Annotated in this window: 13 protein-coding genes and 1 tRNA gene; 4 read left to right on the top strand and 10 right to left on the bottom strand. The window is 48.3% G+C overall.

The genetic code is table 11. From position 1 onward, the window contains the following. Positions 1-185 precede the first annotated feature (185 nt). The 5 genes from ASG24_RS09095 to htpG all read right to left on the bottom strand — a co-directional run bounded on the left by ASG24_RS09095 (position 186) and on the right by htpG (position 7338). Positions 186-262, bottom strand: a tRNA-Met gene (locus tag ASG24_RS09095). Between the two features lie 184 nt (positions 263-446). Further along, positions 447-1193 (bottom strand): DUF4197 domain-containing protein, encoded by a 747-nt coding sequence (locus ASG24_RS09090; RefSeq protein WP_055827425.1) that lies wholly within the window; start codon positions 1191-1193, stop codon positions 447-449. Positions 1194-1293: 100 nt separating this feature from the next. Next, complete coding sequence (locus tag ASG24_RS09085) at positions 1294-3795, bottom strand: glycogen/starch/alpha-glucan phosphorylase (RefSeq protein ID WP_055870421.1); 2502 nt, start codon at positions 3793-3795, stop codon at positions 1294-1296. 213 nt (positions 3796-4008) lie between these two features. Then, positions 4009-5271, bottom strand: a complete 1263-nt coding sequence (locus tag ASG24_RS09080; RefSeq protein WP_055870418.1) for an OmpP1/FadL family transporter — start codon at positions 5269-5271, stop codon at positions 4009-4011. 153 nt (positions 5272-5424) lie between these two features. Next, complete coding sequence (gene htpG, locus ASG24_RS09075) at positions 5425-7338, bottom strand: molecular chaperone HtpG (protein ID WP_055870415.1); 1914 nt, start codon at positions 7336-7338, stop codon at positions 5425-5427. 256 nt (positions 7339-7594) lie between these two features. Here htpG and ASG24_RS09070 point away from each other — a divergent pair, with 256 nt between their 5' ends. Next, a complete protein-coding gene (locus ASG24_RS09070) occupies positions 7595-8227 on the top strand; it encodes a hypothetical protein (protein WP_055870413.1) in 633 nt (210 codons plus the stop codon). Positions 8228-8421: 194 nt separating this feature from the next. Here the strand turns inward: ASG24_RS09070 and ASG24_RS14820 are convergent, their stop codons facing one another. After that, entirely contained in the window at positions 8422-9120 is a 699-nt protein-coding gene (locus ASG24_RS14820; protein WP_055870411.1) for a hypothetical protein, read from the bottom strand. A gap of 158 nt (positions 9121-9278) precedes the next feature. Between ASG24_RS14820 and ASG24_RS09060 the strand changes: the two genes are divergently transcribed. Together ASG24_RS09060 and ppx are read left to right on the top strand one after the other, a co-directional pair. Beyond that, positions 9279-9566, top strand: coding sequence for a hypothetical protein (locus ASG24_RS09060; protein ID WP_235561674.1), 288 nt, complete (start codon positions 9279-9281; stop codon positions 9564-9566). An 18-nt stretch (positions 9567-9584) separates the two neighbouring features. Then, positions 9585-11063, top strand: a complete 1479-nt coding sequence (ppx, locus tag ASG24_RS09055) for an exopolyphosphatase (protein WP_055870410.1) — start codon at positions 9585-9587, stop codon at positions 11061-11063. 65 nt (positions 11064-11128) lie between these two features. Here the strand turns inward: ppx and ASG24_RS09050 are convergent, their stop codons facing one another. Together ASG24_RS09050 and ASG24_RS09045 are read right to left on the bottom strand one after the other, a co-directional pair. After that, on the bottom strand, positions 11129-11374 hold the full coding sequence (locus ASG24_RS09050; protein WP_055827457.1) for a hypothetical protein: 246 nt from the start codon (positions 11372-11374) through the stop codon (positions 11129-11131). A gap of 74 nt (positions 11375-11448) precedes the next feature. Further along, entirely contained in the window at positions 11449-12069 is a 621-nt protein-coding gene (locus ASG24_RS09045) for a ParA family protein (RefSeq protein WP_055827473.1), read from the bottom strand. A 144-nt stretch (positions 12070-12213) separates the two neighbouring features. Between ASG24_RS09045 and ASG24_RS09040 the strand changes: the two genes are divergently transcribed. After that, positions 12214-12711 carry a hypothetical protein gene (locus tag ASG24_RS09040; protein ID WP_055870522.1) on the top strand — a complete coding sequence of 166 codons (498 nt, stop codon included), beginning with the start codon at positions 12214-12216 and terminating at the stop codon, positions 12709-12711. Positions 12712-12860: 149 nt separating this feature from the next. On the opposite strand, the gene ASG24_RS09035 is transcribed toward ASG24_RS09040, so the two are convergent. Both ASG24_RS09035 and ppk1 read right to left on the bottom strand, forming a co-directional pair. Next, the gene (locus tag ASG24_RS09035) at positions 12861-13325 is read right to left on the bottom strand and encodes a histidine phosphatase family protein (RefSeq protein WP_055870408.1); all 465 of its coding nucleotides are present in this window, start codon (positions 13323-13325) and stop codon (positions 12861-12863) included. A 10-nt stretch (positions 13326-13335) separates the two neighbouring features. Then, positions 13336-15378, bottom strand: a complete 2043-nt coding sequence (gene ppk1, locus ASG24_RS09030) for a polyphosphate kinase 1 (RefSeq protein ID WP_055870405.1) — start codon at positions 15376-15378, stop codon at positions 13336-13338. Positions 15379-15381 lie beyond the last annotated feature (3 nt).

Genomic DNA, 15381 nt, shown 5'->3' with positions numbered 1-15381 from the left:
CTACGCATTAAATGCGCTTCACCCAACTACAAACACCCACACTTATCAGTCATCCTAATTTTTAAAGAACAGGGCCACCAGGGCCTTCAACATCAACGCTTTGCGTTAACGAGGTGCGCATTATACAGAGCTTTTTTAAGCGGTCAAGCAAAGAAGTCAATTTAAATTTAAACAGAATTTTTACTTGGTTGCGGGAACAGGATTTGAACCTGTGACCTTCGGGTTATGAGCCCGACGAGCTGCCAGACTGCTCCATCCCGCGTCCGAATCGACCTAAAAACTTGTGTTGCGTCGAGAGGTGAGACTATAGCAAAGAATTGAAAGAGGTGTCAACACAAAATCAGAGAATTGTTACGGACAGATGTATAGACAGTGACGCATCAGTTAAATAAAAACGCCGTTTCCTCACGGCGTTTTTATTTAACCGACTGAATACTAATACTAAATTACTTTGCTGCGCCAAATACCTTTTTCAGTAAGTTACTCGCCTGCCCCATCGGATCCTGGCGGATAGCGGCTTCTTCTTTCGCGACCATTAGGTAAACACCATCCAGCGCCTTCTGGGTGACATACTGATTAATATTGGCATTTTCCTTTTTCACCACACCAAACTGGCTGCCCATTTCCGCATACTTATTATAGGTATCAGCCAACTGCACATTTGCAGTTGCCTTTTGTACGATAGGCAGAAATTTTGCCGCCATGTCAGTTGAAGTGGTTTTTTTGAAATATTGCGTTGCCGCATCTTGCGGACCGGTCAGTATGCCTTTGACATCCGCAAGACTCATTTGCTTGATGGAGTTAACCAATAAGGCCTTGGCTTCTGGCACCGCTTGCTCTGCGGCCCGGTTCATTTTCAACACAAGATCATCGGCCTGATCCCCCATGCCAACCATTCGCATGCCTTTCTCTATTTTCTTTAGTGAATCAGGCAACGGAATTTTCACTTCTTTATTACCCAGAAAGCCATCTGTCGCACCAAGCACATCAACGGCTTTAGTCACTCCCTGGTTAAGAGCCAGCTTGAGACCATCGTTTGTTTCCTTGTCAGTTAAATTGCTGACAGCCGCATCATTGCCAGCTGTGGAATCACCCCTCACTTTATTGACAACATCGCCCAAACCTTTGAGGTCAAGTGCCTGAGCATTGGTAATTATCAAACCCAAAACAAGTAAATAGGCTGTTTTTTTCATTATGCTTCTCCGTCCAAAAGGCTGCTCTAGTGTACCCACAAAGCACAAAGCAAGTCCATAAGGACTTGCTTTGCTTAAAAGCTACTTTTATAAAGCTGAATCAGGCTTTGAACTGTTCCACTTTCCAGATACGACTCGCATATTCGCCTATGGTACGGTCACTGGAAAATTTCGCCATCCGTGCCACATTCAAAATAGCCACGCGTGACCAGGCATACTCATCTTGATATAAGGCAGCCACTTTGTCTTGCGCCTCAACATAAGCTGAATAATCTGCAAGTAATAAGTAATGGTCACCTTTTTGCAGCAGGGTTTCCACGATTGCCTGGTAGCGACCGCGTTCGCCAAATGAAAAGAATCCGTTTCCTATCATGTCAATGACCTGCTTGAGTTCAGGGTTGCCGTTGTAATAATCCCATGGGTTATAACCACTGGCTTTAATCTGCGCCACCTCGGGTGTGGTCAGCCCAAAGATGAAGATATTCTCGTCACCCACTTCTTCCTTGATTTCGACATTAGCTCCATCCAGCGTACCTATGGTCAGCGCGCCGTTCAGTGCCATTTTCATATTACCGGTGCCGCTAGCTTCAGTACCTGCGGTGGAAATCTGTTCGGATAAGTCCGCGCCAGGGAATAGGATTTCAGCAGCACTTACTTCATAGTTAGGATAGAAGACGACTTTTAGCTGATCGCCCACTGCCGGGTCATTATTAATAATTGTCGCCACATCATTAATCAACCGGATGATCTGCTTGGCTAGCCAGTAGCCAGGCGCGGCTTTACCGGCAAAAATCACCACGCGCGGCGTCTGGTTGTGTGCCTGGCCATTGCGGATGCGGTTATACAAAGTGATGACATGCAGCACGTTCAATAACTGACGTTTGTATTCATGAATACGCTTGATCTGCACGTCAAATATCGCCTGCGGATTAATGGCAACGCCGGTTTTCTGCAATATTTTGTATGCCAGCCTTTGCTTATTGGCGGCTTTGACTTCGCGGAAAGCTTTTCTGAAAGCGGCATCATCGGCCAAAGGCTCAATTTTTTTAATCAGGCTAAGGTCTTTCTGGAAACCGGTACCTATATGCTTGATTAACAGCTCAGTCAGCAAAGGATTACATTGGTTGAGCCAGCGGCGCGGTGTAATGCCGTTGGTCACATTGGTAAATTTGCCAGGATAGATTCTATTGAAATCGGCAAACAAGGTGGTTTTCAATAACTCGCTATGTAACGCAGCGACCCCGTTTACAGTATGACTGCCGACCACGGCCAAATGCGCCATGCGTACACGGCGGCCATTACCCTCATCAATAATAGAAACACGGCTCAGCAAATCACTGTCGCCAGGGAAATGCTGGTTCACCATTTGCAGGAAGCGATGGTTGATTTCGTAAATGATTTCCAGGTGTCGTGGCAACAGGGATGAAAACAAATCCACTGACCAGGTTTCCAGTGCTTCCGGCATCAGGGTATGGTTGGTGTAGGCGAAGATCTGAGTGACCAGATTCCATGCTTTTTCCCATGGCAGATGATAAAGATCTATCAGTTGATACATCATTTCAGCGACGGCAATCGCAGGATGTGTATCGTTTAACTGGATAGCGACCTTTTGCGGCAAGGTTTCCCAATCGGGATTGTGCGTGATAAACCGGTGCAGGATATCTTGCGTAGAGGCCGATACAAAAAAGTATTGCTGTTTTAAACGTAATTCTTTACCAGATTCAGACGCATCATTCGGATATAGAACCTGGGAAATGGTCTCCGCCCCATGACGGCCTTCGACAGATTTATCGTAGTTACCCTGATTAAACGATGTCAGGTCAAACTCTTTAGCGGCTTTGGCAGACCACAAGCGCAGGTTATTGACCGTTTGCGTGCCATAACCCGGTACTGGGACATCATAAGGCATGGCCACTACGCTGGCAGTGTCTATCCAGTGGCGCTCATTACCCCGCTCTGTATGCACCTGCACTACACGGCCATAAAATTTCACTTCGCAAGTGTGCTCAGGACGCTGAACCTCCCAGATATTCTGGTAGCGCAACCAGTTGTCAGGGTTTTCTACCTGCTGGCCGCCTTCGATACTTTGCCTGAACATGCCATAGTCATAACGGATGCCGTAACCGGTGGCGGGGATATCCATGGTTGCCATTGAATCGACAAAACAAGCAGCCAGCCTGCCCAAGCCGCCATTACCCAGTGCAGCATCCGGTTCCATTTCGGCCACGCCTTCCATTTGCTGGCCGATTTCCTGCAAACCTTCGCTTAATTTCGGTGCAACGCCCAGATTCAGTGCCGCATTCGAGAGCATGCGGCCGATCAGAAACTCTAGAGAAAGATAATAAACACGTTTGGTATTCGCATCTCTGTAGGCATCGCGGGTTGTCACCCAGCGGCTCATCAGGTGATCACGTACAGTAAAGGCGGCAGTTTGATACCAGTCACGGGTCGTAGCCCAGGAGTCAGATTTACCCAGGGAAAAGGTCAGGTGGTTGCGTAATGCCTGTGGAATCGGTAATTGTTCATTCAAAAATTGTTCAGCGTTATGGATAGTTTCTTTTTTATCGGTCTTGCTACGTGTGGATTTGGCATTGGTGGCCATGCATCTTCCCCTAGAATATTCAATAACGGATGTGACTGTGAAGATTGTCTACATTTAAAAAGCAAAAAACAAGCCTGTCAGCGGCTGTTACGCTATATGACAAAAAGCCACGGCGAAAGGTGCCATGGCTTTTATTATAAATTACGATAAATGTAATTTTGATGACTATCGTGCTTACGCTAGTTTTGTCATACAAAAATCAAAGACTCACTCCTAAAGCGACCAACCGTAAGCAACCCCTAGAGAGTTCTGGTTCATGCGGACGTCCGCTTCTCCACCGCCAAATGGCACGGCAGGGATAGAGTTATTGCCGCGCACTTTATTTTCAAAGGCATGCGCGAAAAAGAAAGAAAGCTCGGACTTATTCGGCAAGGTATAGGTGGCTCCTAAAGTAAGGTGATCCTGAACCACGGCTGGCGCAAGAATATTAAACAAGGTTTCGCTACTGCGCACCGGTTGTGAACTGTGGTTGTAGCCTGCGCGTAATGTCAACGAGTCACTGTAGGCATACTGCGCACCTACCTTAAGAACTGTCACATCCCGCCAGCCAAAACCAGGGCCGCTGGATGAGCCTAATCGGGAAGCAAGGTTACTTAGTGACAAATTACCGATCGCATTCACATCAGAATATAAGATTCGCTGCGCATCTGCTGCCAGTGTCAGTGCAGGCGTGGTTTTGATGGCAATCCCGATACCGTAGTTTGCAGGGATATCAATATCACCACCTTCCGCAAACAAGCCTTTATATTTGTCAAACTTGCTGGCATAGGTTTTTGTTTGATAAGTGGCACCTAAAGTCACCGCATCACTTACTTGCCCAACCCAGCCGAACCGCAAGCCGGCGCCGTAAGAGTTGTCATGTCCGTTATTGGTGACATTGCTCGGCGAGGTGCTTGAAAGCGCATTATCAAAGTTCTGTAAGCCCTTCGCCTCAAACCGCTGGTAAGCCAGATTCAGGGACAAGCCTAATACATGTTGCTTATTGATGCGCCAGGTCGCGGTTGGTGCAACGACCACTTGCAGGTAATCAATCCCGGTGCGGCTACCTGTGTTATTGAAATAAGGGATACCATCTTTATAGTCGGTATTCATGCCGCCATTACCATAAACGCTCACGCCCAGCGTGGTGCGGTCATTAATCACCCGGTTATAACCAAACTCCGGGATAAAAAAATGCTCGGTATCGTTACCATCGTAACGTCCATCCAGCGCGCCGCTACCACCGGCGGTGTTGGACAGACGGACATCGCGGTCAGGTTTAAACCAGGTAACGCCAAAATCAATACGGTCACCGACGATGCCTAAGCCTGCAGGGTTTGTTGCCGCTGCCAGCGCATCTTGCGGCAGCGCAATACCGACACCACCCAATCCCAGGCCCTTTACCCCATAGCCATGGGCAAAATAACCATCAGTCGCATATACATGCCCTGCCATAATGGAAAGTAGCCATGGTAATAATTTAACGGTGTTACGCATTTTCAGCCCCTTAGCGATAGTTGAGGCTTATTAATCTACCAATCTTATTAAATAGCTAAAAATAATTTTGAATTATATTGTTATAACTTTAAAAAATATAAAGCCCGCATCTGCGGGCTTTATATCTGACGCTGATTCGGACTGACCGAATGATTACAGAATCAGGCTGTTCATACGTTTCACAAAACTGGCAGGGTCTTCCAGCTGACCACCTTCTGCCAGCAATGCCTGATCAAACAACACATGTGCGTAATCGGCAAAACGGGCATCATCGGTTTCTGCTTTCAGTTTTTCCACCAACCGATGCGCGGGGTTCACTTCCAGGATAGGCTTGCTTTCAGGCGCCTGCTGGCCGGCTGCTTTCAAGATACGTGCAAGGTTACCCGAAAGATCATGCTCGCCTGCAACCAGGCATGCTGGTGAATCTGTAAGGCGATGCGTCACCTTAACTTCTTTGACTGCCTCACCAAGCGCGGTCTTGATGCGCTCCACCAGGTCTTTGGCATTTTCCTCCACCTGTTTCTGCGCTTCCTTGTCTGCCTCATCTTCCAGCTTGCCGAGGTCCAGATCACCTTTGGCAATCGATTGCAGTTTTTTGCCTTCAAACTCTGTCAGGCTACCAAGCAACCATTCATCTACCTTGTCTGACATCAGTAATACTTCAATGCCTTTCTTGCGGAAGATTTCCAAATGAGGCGAATTCTTCGCGGCAGCAAAAGTATCGGCTGTGATGTAATAAATCGCTTCCTGCTCAGGCTTCATACGGCCGATGTAATCTTTCAGTGATACATTCTGTATTTCGTTATCGGTATGCGTGGAAGCAAAACGCAGCAGACCGGCAATTTTTTCTTTATTGGCAAAATCTTCGCCAGGACCTTCTTTCAATACGCGGCCAAACTCACTCCAGAACTTGCTGTAATCTTCAGGCTTGTTTTCCGCCAGGTCTTCCAGCAAGCTCAACACTTTTTTCACTGAGCCATTTTTAATCGCTTCCACATCACGGCTGTCCTGCAGGATTTCACGCGATACATTTAATGGCAGATCGGCAGAGTCAATCACACCGCGCACAAACCGCAGGTATTGCGGCATCAGTTTTTCTGCATCTTCCATGATGAATACGCGTTTCACATACAGCTTGATGCCTTGGCGACGCTCGCGGTCATACAAATCAAACGGCGCCTTGCCCGGAACGTACAACAGAGATATATATTCCTGCTTGCCTTCTACACGGCTGTGGGTATAGGCCAGCGGGCTCTCATAATCATGAGAAACGTGTTTGTAAAACTCGTTATATTCCTCCTCAGTGATGTCACTCTTGCTGCGCGCCCACAAAGCAGATGCCTTGTTAATCGTTTCATCCTCATCAGTTGTCACCATCTGACCGCCTTCGCCATTCTCGCCATCTTTCCATTCGGATTTTTTCATCACGATAGGCAAGGTGATATGGTCAGAATATTTGCGGATGATGGTTTTCAGTTTCCAGTCATTCAGGAACTCGTCTTCGCCTTCACGCAGGTGCAGGATGACCTCGGTACCGCGCCCGGCTTTTTCCGTTGTTTCAATCGTGAAATCGCCTTCACCGCCTGATTCCCATTTGATGGCTTCCGTCTCGCCGGCGCGGCGTGTAATCAGTGTGACTTTGTCTGCAATGATAAAACTGGAATAGAAACCGACACCAAACTGGCCAATCAGGTTGGCGTCCTTGGCCTGGTCGCCGGTCAGGTTCTGGAAGAATTCCTTGGTGCCGGATTTGGCAATGGTACCAATGTTATTAATCACTTCTTCGCGGCGCATACCAATACCATTGTCAGAAATGGTCAGGGTGCGTGCGTCTTTATCAAAAGAGACATTGATCTTCAACTCACTGTCATTTTCGTACAGGCTGCCATTCGAGATTGCCTCAAAGCGCAATTTATCTGCTGCATCAGAGGCATTAGAAATTAATTCACGCAATACGATTTCTTTGTTGCTATACAGTGAATGAATCATCAACTGCAGTAATTGTTTGACCTCGGCCTGAAAGCCCATGGTTTGTTTAGATGGCGATTCTGCTGTCGCTGTCGTCATAACGATTTCTCCAAATAACAGGGTTACACGAAAATTTTGTGATTAGATGGGGAAAAGAAAACCGTTTTTCAAGAGGGGATAATGACGGATGAATTAAATCAGAGATCCAACCCACGATTACAACATAGATTTACTCTCACCATTCAGTGGCTAAAACGGCAGTTCATGATGTTGCTTGCCTATTTAAAGCGTTTTTCTCAGCACGCTTCTTGCTAGCTTTTTATTGAAAAGGCTTTGTAAATAGAAGGAGTGGATCATGAATATTTTTCACACTTTAATCGAGCAAATGCAGGTCATGCAATTGCCCTTAACCGCAGTCACACTCACTGCGGTGCCGCGTGCGGATACCCCGCTGTTGCTGATGTTACATTGGCACGGCTTCCGCAAACAGCCGATGGAGGCTTTGCCCCTGCTCAAACCAATGCTGCAACCGGTGCCAGGCTCGGCCTTGCAGATCAATGATCGCTGGCGTCAGCCGGAAGTGGTAGAAGAAGCGGTGCTGGATGCTGCATGGCAATTGGGCGCATGGGATGTGCAGCGCGAAGAACACCGTGCATGCACTTATATTGGTGCAAGTGACCAGGAAGCTTTGGCCTGCAAGCAGGCATTTGGCAAATATGATGAAGAACTTGAAGAAGATTTACTGATAAGTGAAGCGCCAGATCGCGATGAAATGTTGCAACTTGGTGCCAAAGTTGGGTATATCCGATGGCAGTTCAGGCCGGTGAATGGTGGGGTTTGGCAATCGACGGCAGAGGATGACACATTGCTGGAAGATGGCAGCAGGATTCCGCCGTGCCCGATCAGACCATTGGCGTTGAAGGGTGGGAAGATGAGCAGGACTGCTTTTAGGCTAGGGCAGATTAATCGGATTATTCTTTTGAAATAGTTTTATTGAGATAGTGTCGAAAAAAAGGATTGTGAACTTATGTGGCATTTTATTTCGCCTCTCAGCGAAAAGGAATGGTGATTATCTGAAGAAATACTGACTTGAATTTCAGAGTAAAGCGACTATTTCCAAACTAAACATAACTCTTGCCTGGATTCTGACCTCTGCCAGAATGACAACCTAAAAATAAATGCCTATGGTGTCCATCTCAACCCAATCGACAACCACTGACTCTCACTATTTCCATTCACCTGCTGCCCAATCGTTCCATCAATCTGGAACACCTCCGGCACCAGCGAATACCTTACCCCCAACTGATAAAACGGATTCTGCGAATTGTCACCAAACACTTCCGCAATGCCTTTAAATGCGCCACCCAGCTTAAACTCTGCCCCCAAGCCCATGCTGGCTTTAAGTTCCGAAGCCTGCTTGTCCCGCAACATCCCCATATTCAGGTGCACGATCACATCATCATCGTGCAGCGAAAAAGATACCGGCACATAAAAATAAGTATTACCCAGTTGATTGGGGCCAGGCTGGATATCTGTGTGCTTGACATGGCCTGCCGCAAATCCTGCACCCCAGCCATTAGTCTCTAGTGGTTTGAATAAGGTTTTGAATTGTATTATCCAGTCTTCGGTGCGGTAGTTTTCATCCTGATTACGATAAACGCCGCCACCAAAAGTGATTTCTAAGTTTTCGCCCAGGTTACATGCTGGTAACGCCCACGCTTCACGCCCTCCTTCATAGGAACGCATCCAGGTTTCAAGTTGGCAGCTATGGGCATTGGTCAGGCGCGCGTCATCGGTGACTAGCGGGCGTGCAGCATAACCACTGTGCGGCAAACACAGCGCTAATATCAGGCTTATATAGAGGAGGAAAGATTTATGCATTTTTTGTTTTTATTTTATTTTCAAGCCGTGACAGTTTGATGAAACCGCCTTTTTTCATGCATGTGTTTTCATATTCGTTATGCGTCACATTAGTTTCACTGGCCTATGCCAATATAACAATTTATACTGTTTGCAAGACTTGTCTACCGAGACAAATCATGACGGAGGCAATGATGGCGAATATTGAGGTGACCGAAACCAGTCCACACTCTTTTTCAGTGACCGTTCATGGGGCACAAGTCACTACACATCAAGTCAGCGTTAAACCCGATTATGCAAAACAGCTATTAAGCACGCCGAATACTATCACCGAACTGGTAGCGGCTTCGTTCAATTTTTTACTCGACCGCGAATCGAATACCAGTATTCTGAGAAGTTTTGATTTAAGTGTGATTGAACGTTATTTTCCTGAGTATCCCAAGGTCATTTCCCGTTATCTAAAGTAATTTCTTCAGTGGTATCGCATGCTAAACATTACCCAAGACACCCAACTCGCAGCTGTAGACCTGGGCTCCAACAGTTTCCGGCTTGAAATTGGCCGGGTGGTCGACGGGCAGATTCTGCGCGTGGATTATTTAAAAGAGGCCGTTCGCCAGGGAGGTGATCTTGATGAAGATCGTAACCTCAAGCCTGAAGGCATAGAGCGCGGACTGAAATGCCTGGCCCGGTTTGGTGAGCGTTTAAAGGGCTTTCCTGCTGAACAGGTGCGCGCTGTAGCGACACAAACCCTGAGGGAAGCAACTAACAGTGCTGAATTCATCAAGCAAGCGCAGAAAGTGTTGGGTTACCCGATTGAGATTATTTCAGGGGTGGAAGAAGCACGCCTGATCTACCAGGGTGTCAGCCGCATGCTGCCGCAGTCGGATGAAAAACGCCTGGTCATTGATATCGGCGGACGCTCGACCGAGTTTATCCTTGGTCAGCATTTCAAAGCCAACGTTACAGAATCCCTCAGGTTAGGCTCAGTTGGCTGGTCACAAAAATACTTTGCTGATGGCCAGTTAAGTGAGCGTAACTTTGAACGGGCTGAAATCGCCGCCGAATCGATTATCGATATGATTGCCAGCCGATATAACGGCCACTGGGATGTCGCGTATGGTGCTTCGGGCACGGTCGGTGCCGTAGCAGATGTATTGGCTGGCTCAGGATTTTCTGCCGAAAAAATCGAACGTAGCCAGTTGGAATGGCTGAAGCAAACGCTGATTAAAGCCAAAACACCTGACCGCCTGAATATGGAAGGGCTGAAGGATGACAGGCGTGCGGTAATCGGTGGTGGCCTGGCCATCCTGACCGCGGTATTCGACACGCTGAATATAGACACCATGAACGTAGCTAATGGTGCACTGCGACACGGTGTGCTGTATGACATTTTAAGTCCGGCCGATGCCACTGAAGATTTGCGTTCGGCCTCCATCGCCCGCCTGTGTAAACAGTTTGGCGTAGAGCTGGAGCATGCGCAGAATGTCAGCAAAGTAGCCCTGCATTTTTATGATGCGATGCAAGCCTGTGATACACAAAAACCTCTGTTGCAATGGGCCGCACTGTGCCATGAAATCGGCTGGGCCATTTCACATACTGACTGTAACAAGCATGGCGCTTATATACTGGATAACACCGAGCTGATGGGGTTTGCCCAAAGCGAGCTGCACACCATCAGTCTTCTGGTATTGGGTCATCAAGGCAAATTGCGCAAACTACCTGCGGATTTCGACAACCAGGACCTGGTGTGCCAGTTGATGGCATTACGCCTGGCAGTGATTTTCTGCCACTCACGCCGGTTGCCTGTGATGAAACATTTACAGCTGATACACGACAAACAGCAGTTTACGCTAGCGCTGCCGGCACAGTGGGTCAGCCAGCACCCTCAAACGCATTACCTGCTGGAAGAAGAATGCCAGCTTTGGCAAAAACTCGGCTGGCAACTGGAAGCGGAATACAGTTAAAAAAACGGTCCGAAAGGCCCGTTTTGCTAATGCGGCATTGTACGCATCTACTGAAAATATACAGACTAATCCTTTTTCTTCTTCGATTGCTTTTCATCTTCTTCGCGCAGTTTTGCTACTTTCTCACGCCACTCTTGCAGTTGCTCATCTTCAATCTCCAACTGCAACGCAAGCGCTTCTTCCTGGGTCAGTTTTTCCTTGATAAATCGTTTAGGCAACTTGCCACCCATGCGTGACAGCACGCGTTCAGCTTCATCAGGGCTGAGTTGTTTCACTTTTTCCAGGTACACTGGATTTGACTTATCTTTCATATGACTCCCTTTAATTTGATGCTAGCTGCCGGCGTCGACAGCTTTTTACTCATCGCCTGAAACGACAGGCCTCTCTAACTGTTCTGCAAAATCCAGTCGGTGACCGGATTCCACTGCGCAATATCGATCTCCTTTAGAGAGCCCGACAATTCAAAAATACTTAACCCCTCTTCTGCCGCAGTGACATAGATCTGCGAAGAACGCAGCATCGACAAAACCGCAAAGCCGGTCTCATCCATAAACGCTAGCAGGCGCTCGGCAGATTTAGTACGCGGCATCACACGCATGCCCACCAGCCCGACAAAAGTCTTGTGCTTGCGCACGGCTTTTTCTTCGGCCAGCAAGCTCAGGAAGTCCTGGGTAGCGCCAATATCAAAAGCAGAAGGTGCAATTGGTACCAGGATTAAATCGGTCTCGGTCACTGCATCAGAAATTTTTTTGTCGCGTAAACCACCGGGGGAATCGGTAATGACCCAGTCAGCTTTTTGCAAAGCGGATTTACCCAGGTCTTCAGCATTGAATACAGTCGCTACATGCTGTGGACGGCGCGCCAGCCAAGAAGCTGACGATTGCTGGCGATCAATATCTTCCAGTACAACCTTATGTCCCAATTGCGCCAGATACCCAGCAAGATTGGAGGCGAGAGTCGTTTTACCGCTACCGCCTTTGGTGTTTGCCACCAATACCCTGCGCATCTCATGCTCCCTGTGTGATGGTGTTGAATTCTGTCATGGAAAACAGCCTCTATGACACCATATCAATATGAAATTTTTATGACAATTGACGCAAAACAAAAACGGTATAAACTGTTTTCACGCAAAAATAAACAGGAGATCCACATGGCCACTAAACCGGCAGCCAAACCTACGGCAACAAGCAAACCAGTAGCCGCTAAAACCCCTGCATCAAGCAAAGCAGTAAAACCAGGAATCGCCAAACCAGCGACGGCAGCTTCTACAGCTAAGCCAGTGGCAAAACCGGTGGCCAAAATTGCGGCAAAACCGGCAACTGTTGCACCTAAAAAAGCGACGCCCGCTGCTCAAAAACCAGTGGCAAAAGTAGTAGGCAAACCTGCTGTGAACAGCAGCAAACCTGTGACAGCTGATAAATCAAAAACACCTAAAGTCAAAATGGAACGCGATAGCTTTACCATGCCAAAAGACGAATATGCACAAATTGCTGCATTGAAGAAACGTCTGGAAGCCGCTGGCAAAGCGGTTAAGAAAAGCGAACTACTACGCGCCGGTTTAAAACTGCTGTCTGGCCTTGATGACACAAAACTGAAAGCGGCATTGGCAACAGTACCAACCATTAAAACCGGCAGACCAAAGAAGTAATTTCCAGGGTATTCGATTGTAAAAATTCGAATCAGACAGCCTGGATTGAAGAGCTAGCTCACTTATCTGTTGAGCTAGCTCTTTCAGTTTTTACGTTTCCGAAAAATAACCACCTCGAGCAGTCGCTTAAACTGATCGATAACGACATGCTATTCCACCAGGTCTGGCGACTGCACGCTGTAGAGTTTGTAAGGCGGGCCGGACTTTGGCAACCGTAACCACCAGACGGCGCCTTTTTTAATACTCAGTTGCGTATCTTCCATACCCAGGCATTGGGCAGCCAGTTCGCCTATCCAGGGCTGATGCCCGACCAGCATAATGTGTTCAAACGGGCTCTGCTCAAGTAATTGCAAAATCGGCTGCAAAGGCCGTTCAGGCGCGAGGCGGTTTTCTTCCTGCCAGCCCTCCGCCCAATAAGCGGCCGTTTCCCGGGTCCGCAATGCCGGGCTGACCATGGCGTAGGTTTGTTTAGGCAGGTATTTCTTCAGCCAGGCCGCCATTTGCTTTGCCTGCTTGTGGCCTTTTTTAGTCAAGGCTCGCTCGAGGTCAGAATGACCATGCAGCAAGTCTTCTGCTTCTGCATGCCGCCATAAAATCAGGTTACGTACCGCCATCTCGCAGACCCTATAATGAATGATACTGTTTTAGCAATATCTGCTGGCAAGACTGAAATGGGGCATCGCCTGCCGATTCGCGCACGGCTTTATACACACCCTGCTCAGTCAACTGCCAGGCATCCAGGTTGTCATCGAGGTATAACTGCAACCCCTCCTGCATAATGCGCAATTGCATTTTAGGGTCAGTGATCGGCCACGCCAGCTCGACACGCCGTATCATATTGCGGCTCATCCAGTCGGCGCTAGAAAGCCACATTTGGACCTGCCCATCCAGATTGAAATAGAACACGCGCGAATGCTCCAGCAAGCGGCCCACAATTGACCGGACACGGATGCGGCCTTTCAGCGCGGGCAAATCTACCGGCAAGATGCAGGCGCCACGGATGATCAGGTCAATCTCGACACCGGCTGCGGCAGCTTTGATCAAGGCTTCGGTTAATGGGATATCTGTCAGCGCATTCATCTTGGCGATCACGCGCGCCGGTTTGCCTTGCCTGGCCAGGCGTTGCGCTTTACCCAATTGCTTGATCATGCCAGCGTGTAGCGTGAACGGTGCCACCAGCAAATGCCGCATGCGCGGCAAGGGCAGCTCGCTGGTCAAATGACGGAACAGGGCTTCCATTTCCCTGGTCAGGTCAGGATTTGCCGTGAGCATGCTCCAGTCGGTATATAAACGTGTCGTTTTCGGATTGTAGTTCCCGGTCGACAAATGCCCGTAGCGATGGATGCTTTTCCCTTCGCGACGCATGATCAATAACATCTTGGCATGGGTTTTCAGGCCGACCACACCATACACCACCTGCGCGCCTACGGATTCCAGCGCCTCTGCCCAGTTGATATTGGCTTCTTCATCAAAACGGGCTTTGAGCTCAACCACTACCAGCACTTCTTTACCACGACGTACCGCTTCCTGCAGCAATGACAGCATGCGCGGATCAGCGCCGGTGCGGTAAATGGTCATGCGGATAGCCAGCACATGCTCATCCTTGACCGCTTCTTCCAGCAACTGGATCACTACATCAAAGCTTTCATAAGGTTGATGTATCAATAAATCACGCTCACGCATCTGCGCCAGCAAAAGAATGTTTTTATTGATGTGTTTAGGCCACTGTGGCTGAAAAGAGGTGAACTTGAGATGATCGCCTTTTGCCATATCCGGCAGCTGGATCAGGCGGCCCAAATTCACCGGGCCATTCACGCGGTAAAGCGCCAATGCAGGCAGGTTGAACTGTTTGAGCAGGAATTCAGCCAGCGCATCATCACACTCATGCGTGACTTCCAGGCGCACTGCTTTACCGTATTGGCGATGGGCAAGCTCTTCACGCAAAGCCATGCGCAAATTACTTACGTCATCCTCATCGACTTCAAGGTCACTGTTACGTGTGACGCGGAACTGCGAGAAGTGCAGGATTTTTGCACCTGCAAACAGCACATGCAGGTTTGAGCGAATAATACTGGTCAGCGATACAAAACATTGCTGGCCTTTACTAATGTTACTCGGCAATTGCAACAAACGCGGCACTACGCGCGGCACGCGTACGATGGCGATTTTTTCTTCTTTATCAATCTCAATGCGGACAATAAAATTAAGCGACTTATTAGCGACCTGAGGGAAAGGATGCGATGGATCGAGCGATACCGGCATCAGAAATGGCAACACTTCACGCTTGAAGTAATTGGCTACCCAACTGATTTGTTCTGGCGTACGCACGGTACCGGAAACCAGGTGTATCGCTTGCTCGGCAAGCGCTGGCATTAGCGCATCATTAAACAACTCATATTGTTTTGCTACCAGCGCATGTGCCATGCTGGCAATTTGTTCGCAACCAGTAGCGGTGACCGGGCCATGCGTCACGCCTTGCTGATGCGCTTCCATTTGCAAAGGCATGCGCACTTCAAAAAATTCATCCAGATTATTGGAGACAATGCATAAAAATCGCAGTCGCTCCAGCAGGGGGTAATCTTCGCGTTGCGCCAGGGATAATACGCGCGCATTAAAACTGAGGATACTGAGGTCTCGGTCTAATAAAACAGAGGGGTTATTTTTCATGTC

It is taken from the genome of Methylophilus sp. Leaf414 (genome assembly GCF_001425425.1).
Classification (GTDB): domain Bacteria; phylum Pseudomonadota; class Gammaproteobacteria; order Burkholderiales; family Methylophilaceae; genus Methylophilus.
This window is presented reverse-complemented; position numbering and strand designations above follow the sequence as displayed.

Bases quoted from the DNA above. Each gene is read 5' to 3' on its own strand.
- ASG24_RS09090 (WP_055827425.1), bottom strand. From the start codon at position 1,193: ATGAAAAAAACAGCCTATTTACTTGTTTTGGGTTTGATAATTACCAAT.
- ASG24_RS09085 (WP_055870421.1), bottom strand. From the start codon at position 3,795: ATGGCCACCAATGCCAAATCCACACGTAGCAAGACCGATAAAAAAGAA.
- ASG24_RS09080 (WP_055870418.1), bottom strand. From the start codon at position 5,271: ATGCGTAACACCGTTAAATTATTACCATGGCTACTTTCCATTATGGCA.
- htpG (WP_055870415.1), bottom strand. From the start codon at position 7,338: ATGACGACAGCGACAGCAGAATCGCCATCTAAACAAACCATGGGCTTT.
- ASG24_RS09070 (WP_055870413.1), top strand. From the start codon at position 7,595: ATGAATATTTTTCACACTTTAATCGAGCAAATGCAGGTCATGCAATTG.
- ASG24_RS14820 (WP_055870411.1), bottom strand. From the start codon at position 9,120: ATGCATAAATCTTTCCTCCTCTATATAAGCCTGATATTAGCGCTGTGT.
- ASG24_RS09060 (WP_235561674.1), top strand. From the start codon at position 9,279: ATGACGGAGGCAATGATGGCGAATATTGAGGTGACCGAAACCAGTCCA.
- ppx (WP_055870410.1), top strand. From the start codon at position 9,585: ATGCTAAACATTACCCAAGACACCCAACTCGCAGCTGTAGACCTGGGC.
- ASG24_RS09050 (WP_055827457.1), bottom strand. From the start codon at position 11,374: ATGAAAGATAAGTCAAATCCAGTGTACCTGGAAAAAGTGAAACAACTC.
- ASG24_RS09045 (WP_055827473.1), bottom strand. From the start codon at position 12,069: ATGCGCAGGGTATTGGTGGCAAACACCAAAGGCGGTAGCGGTAAAACG.
- ASG24_RS09040 (WP_055870522.1), top strand. From the start codon at position 12,214: ATGGCCACTAAACCGGCAGCCAAACCTACGGCAACAAGCAAACCAGTA.
- ASG24_RS09035 (WP_055870408.1), bottom strand. From the start codon at position 13,325: ATGGCGGTACGTAACCTGATTTTATGGCGGCATGCAGAAGCAGAAGAC.
- ppk1 (WP_055870405.1), bottom strand. From the start codon at position 15,378: ATGAAAAATAACCCCTCTGTTTTATTAGACCGAGACCTCAGTATCCTC.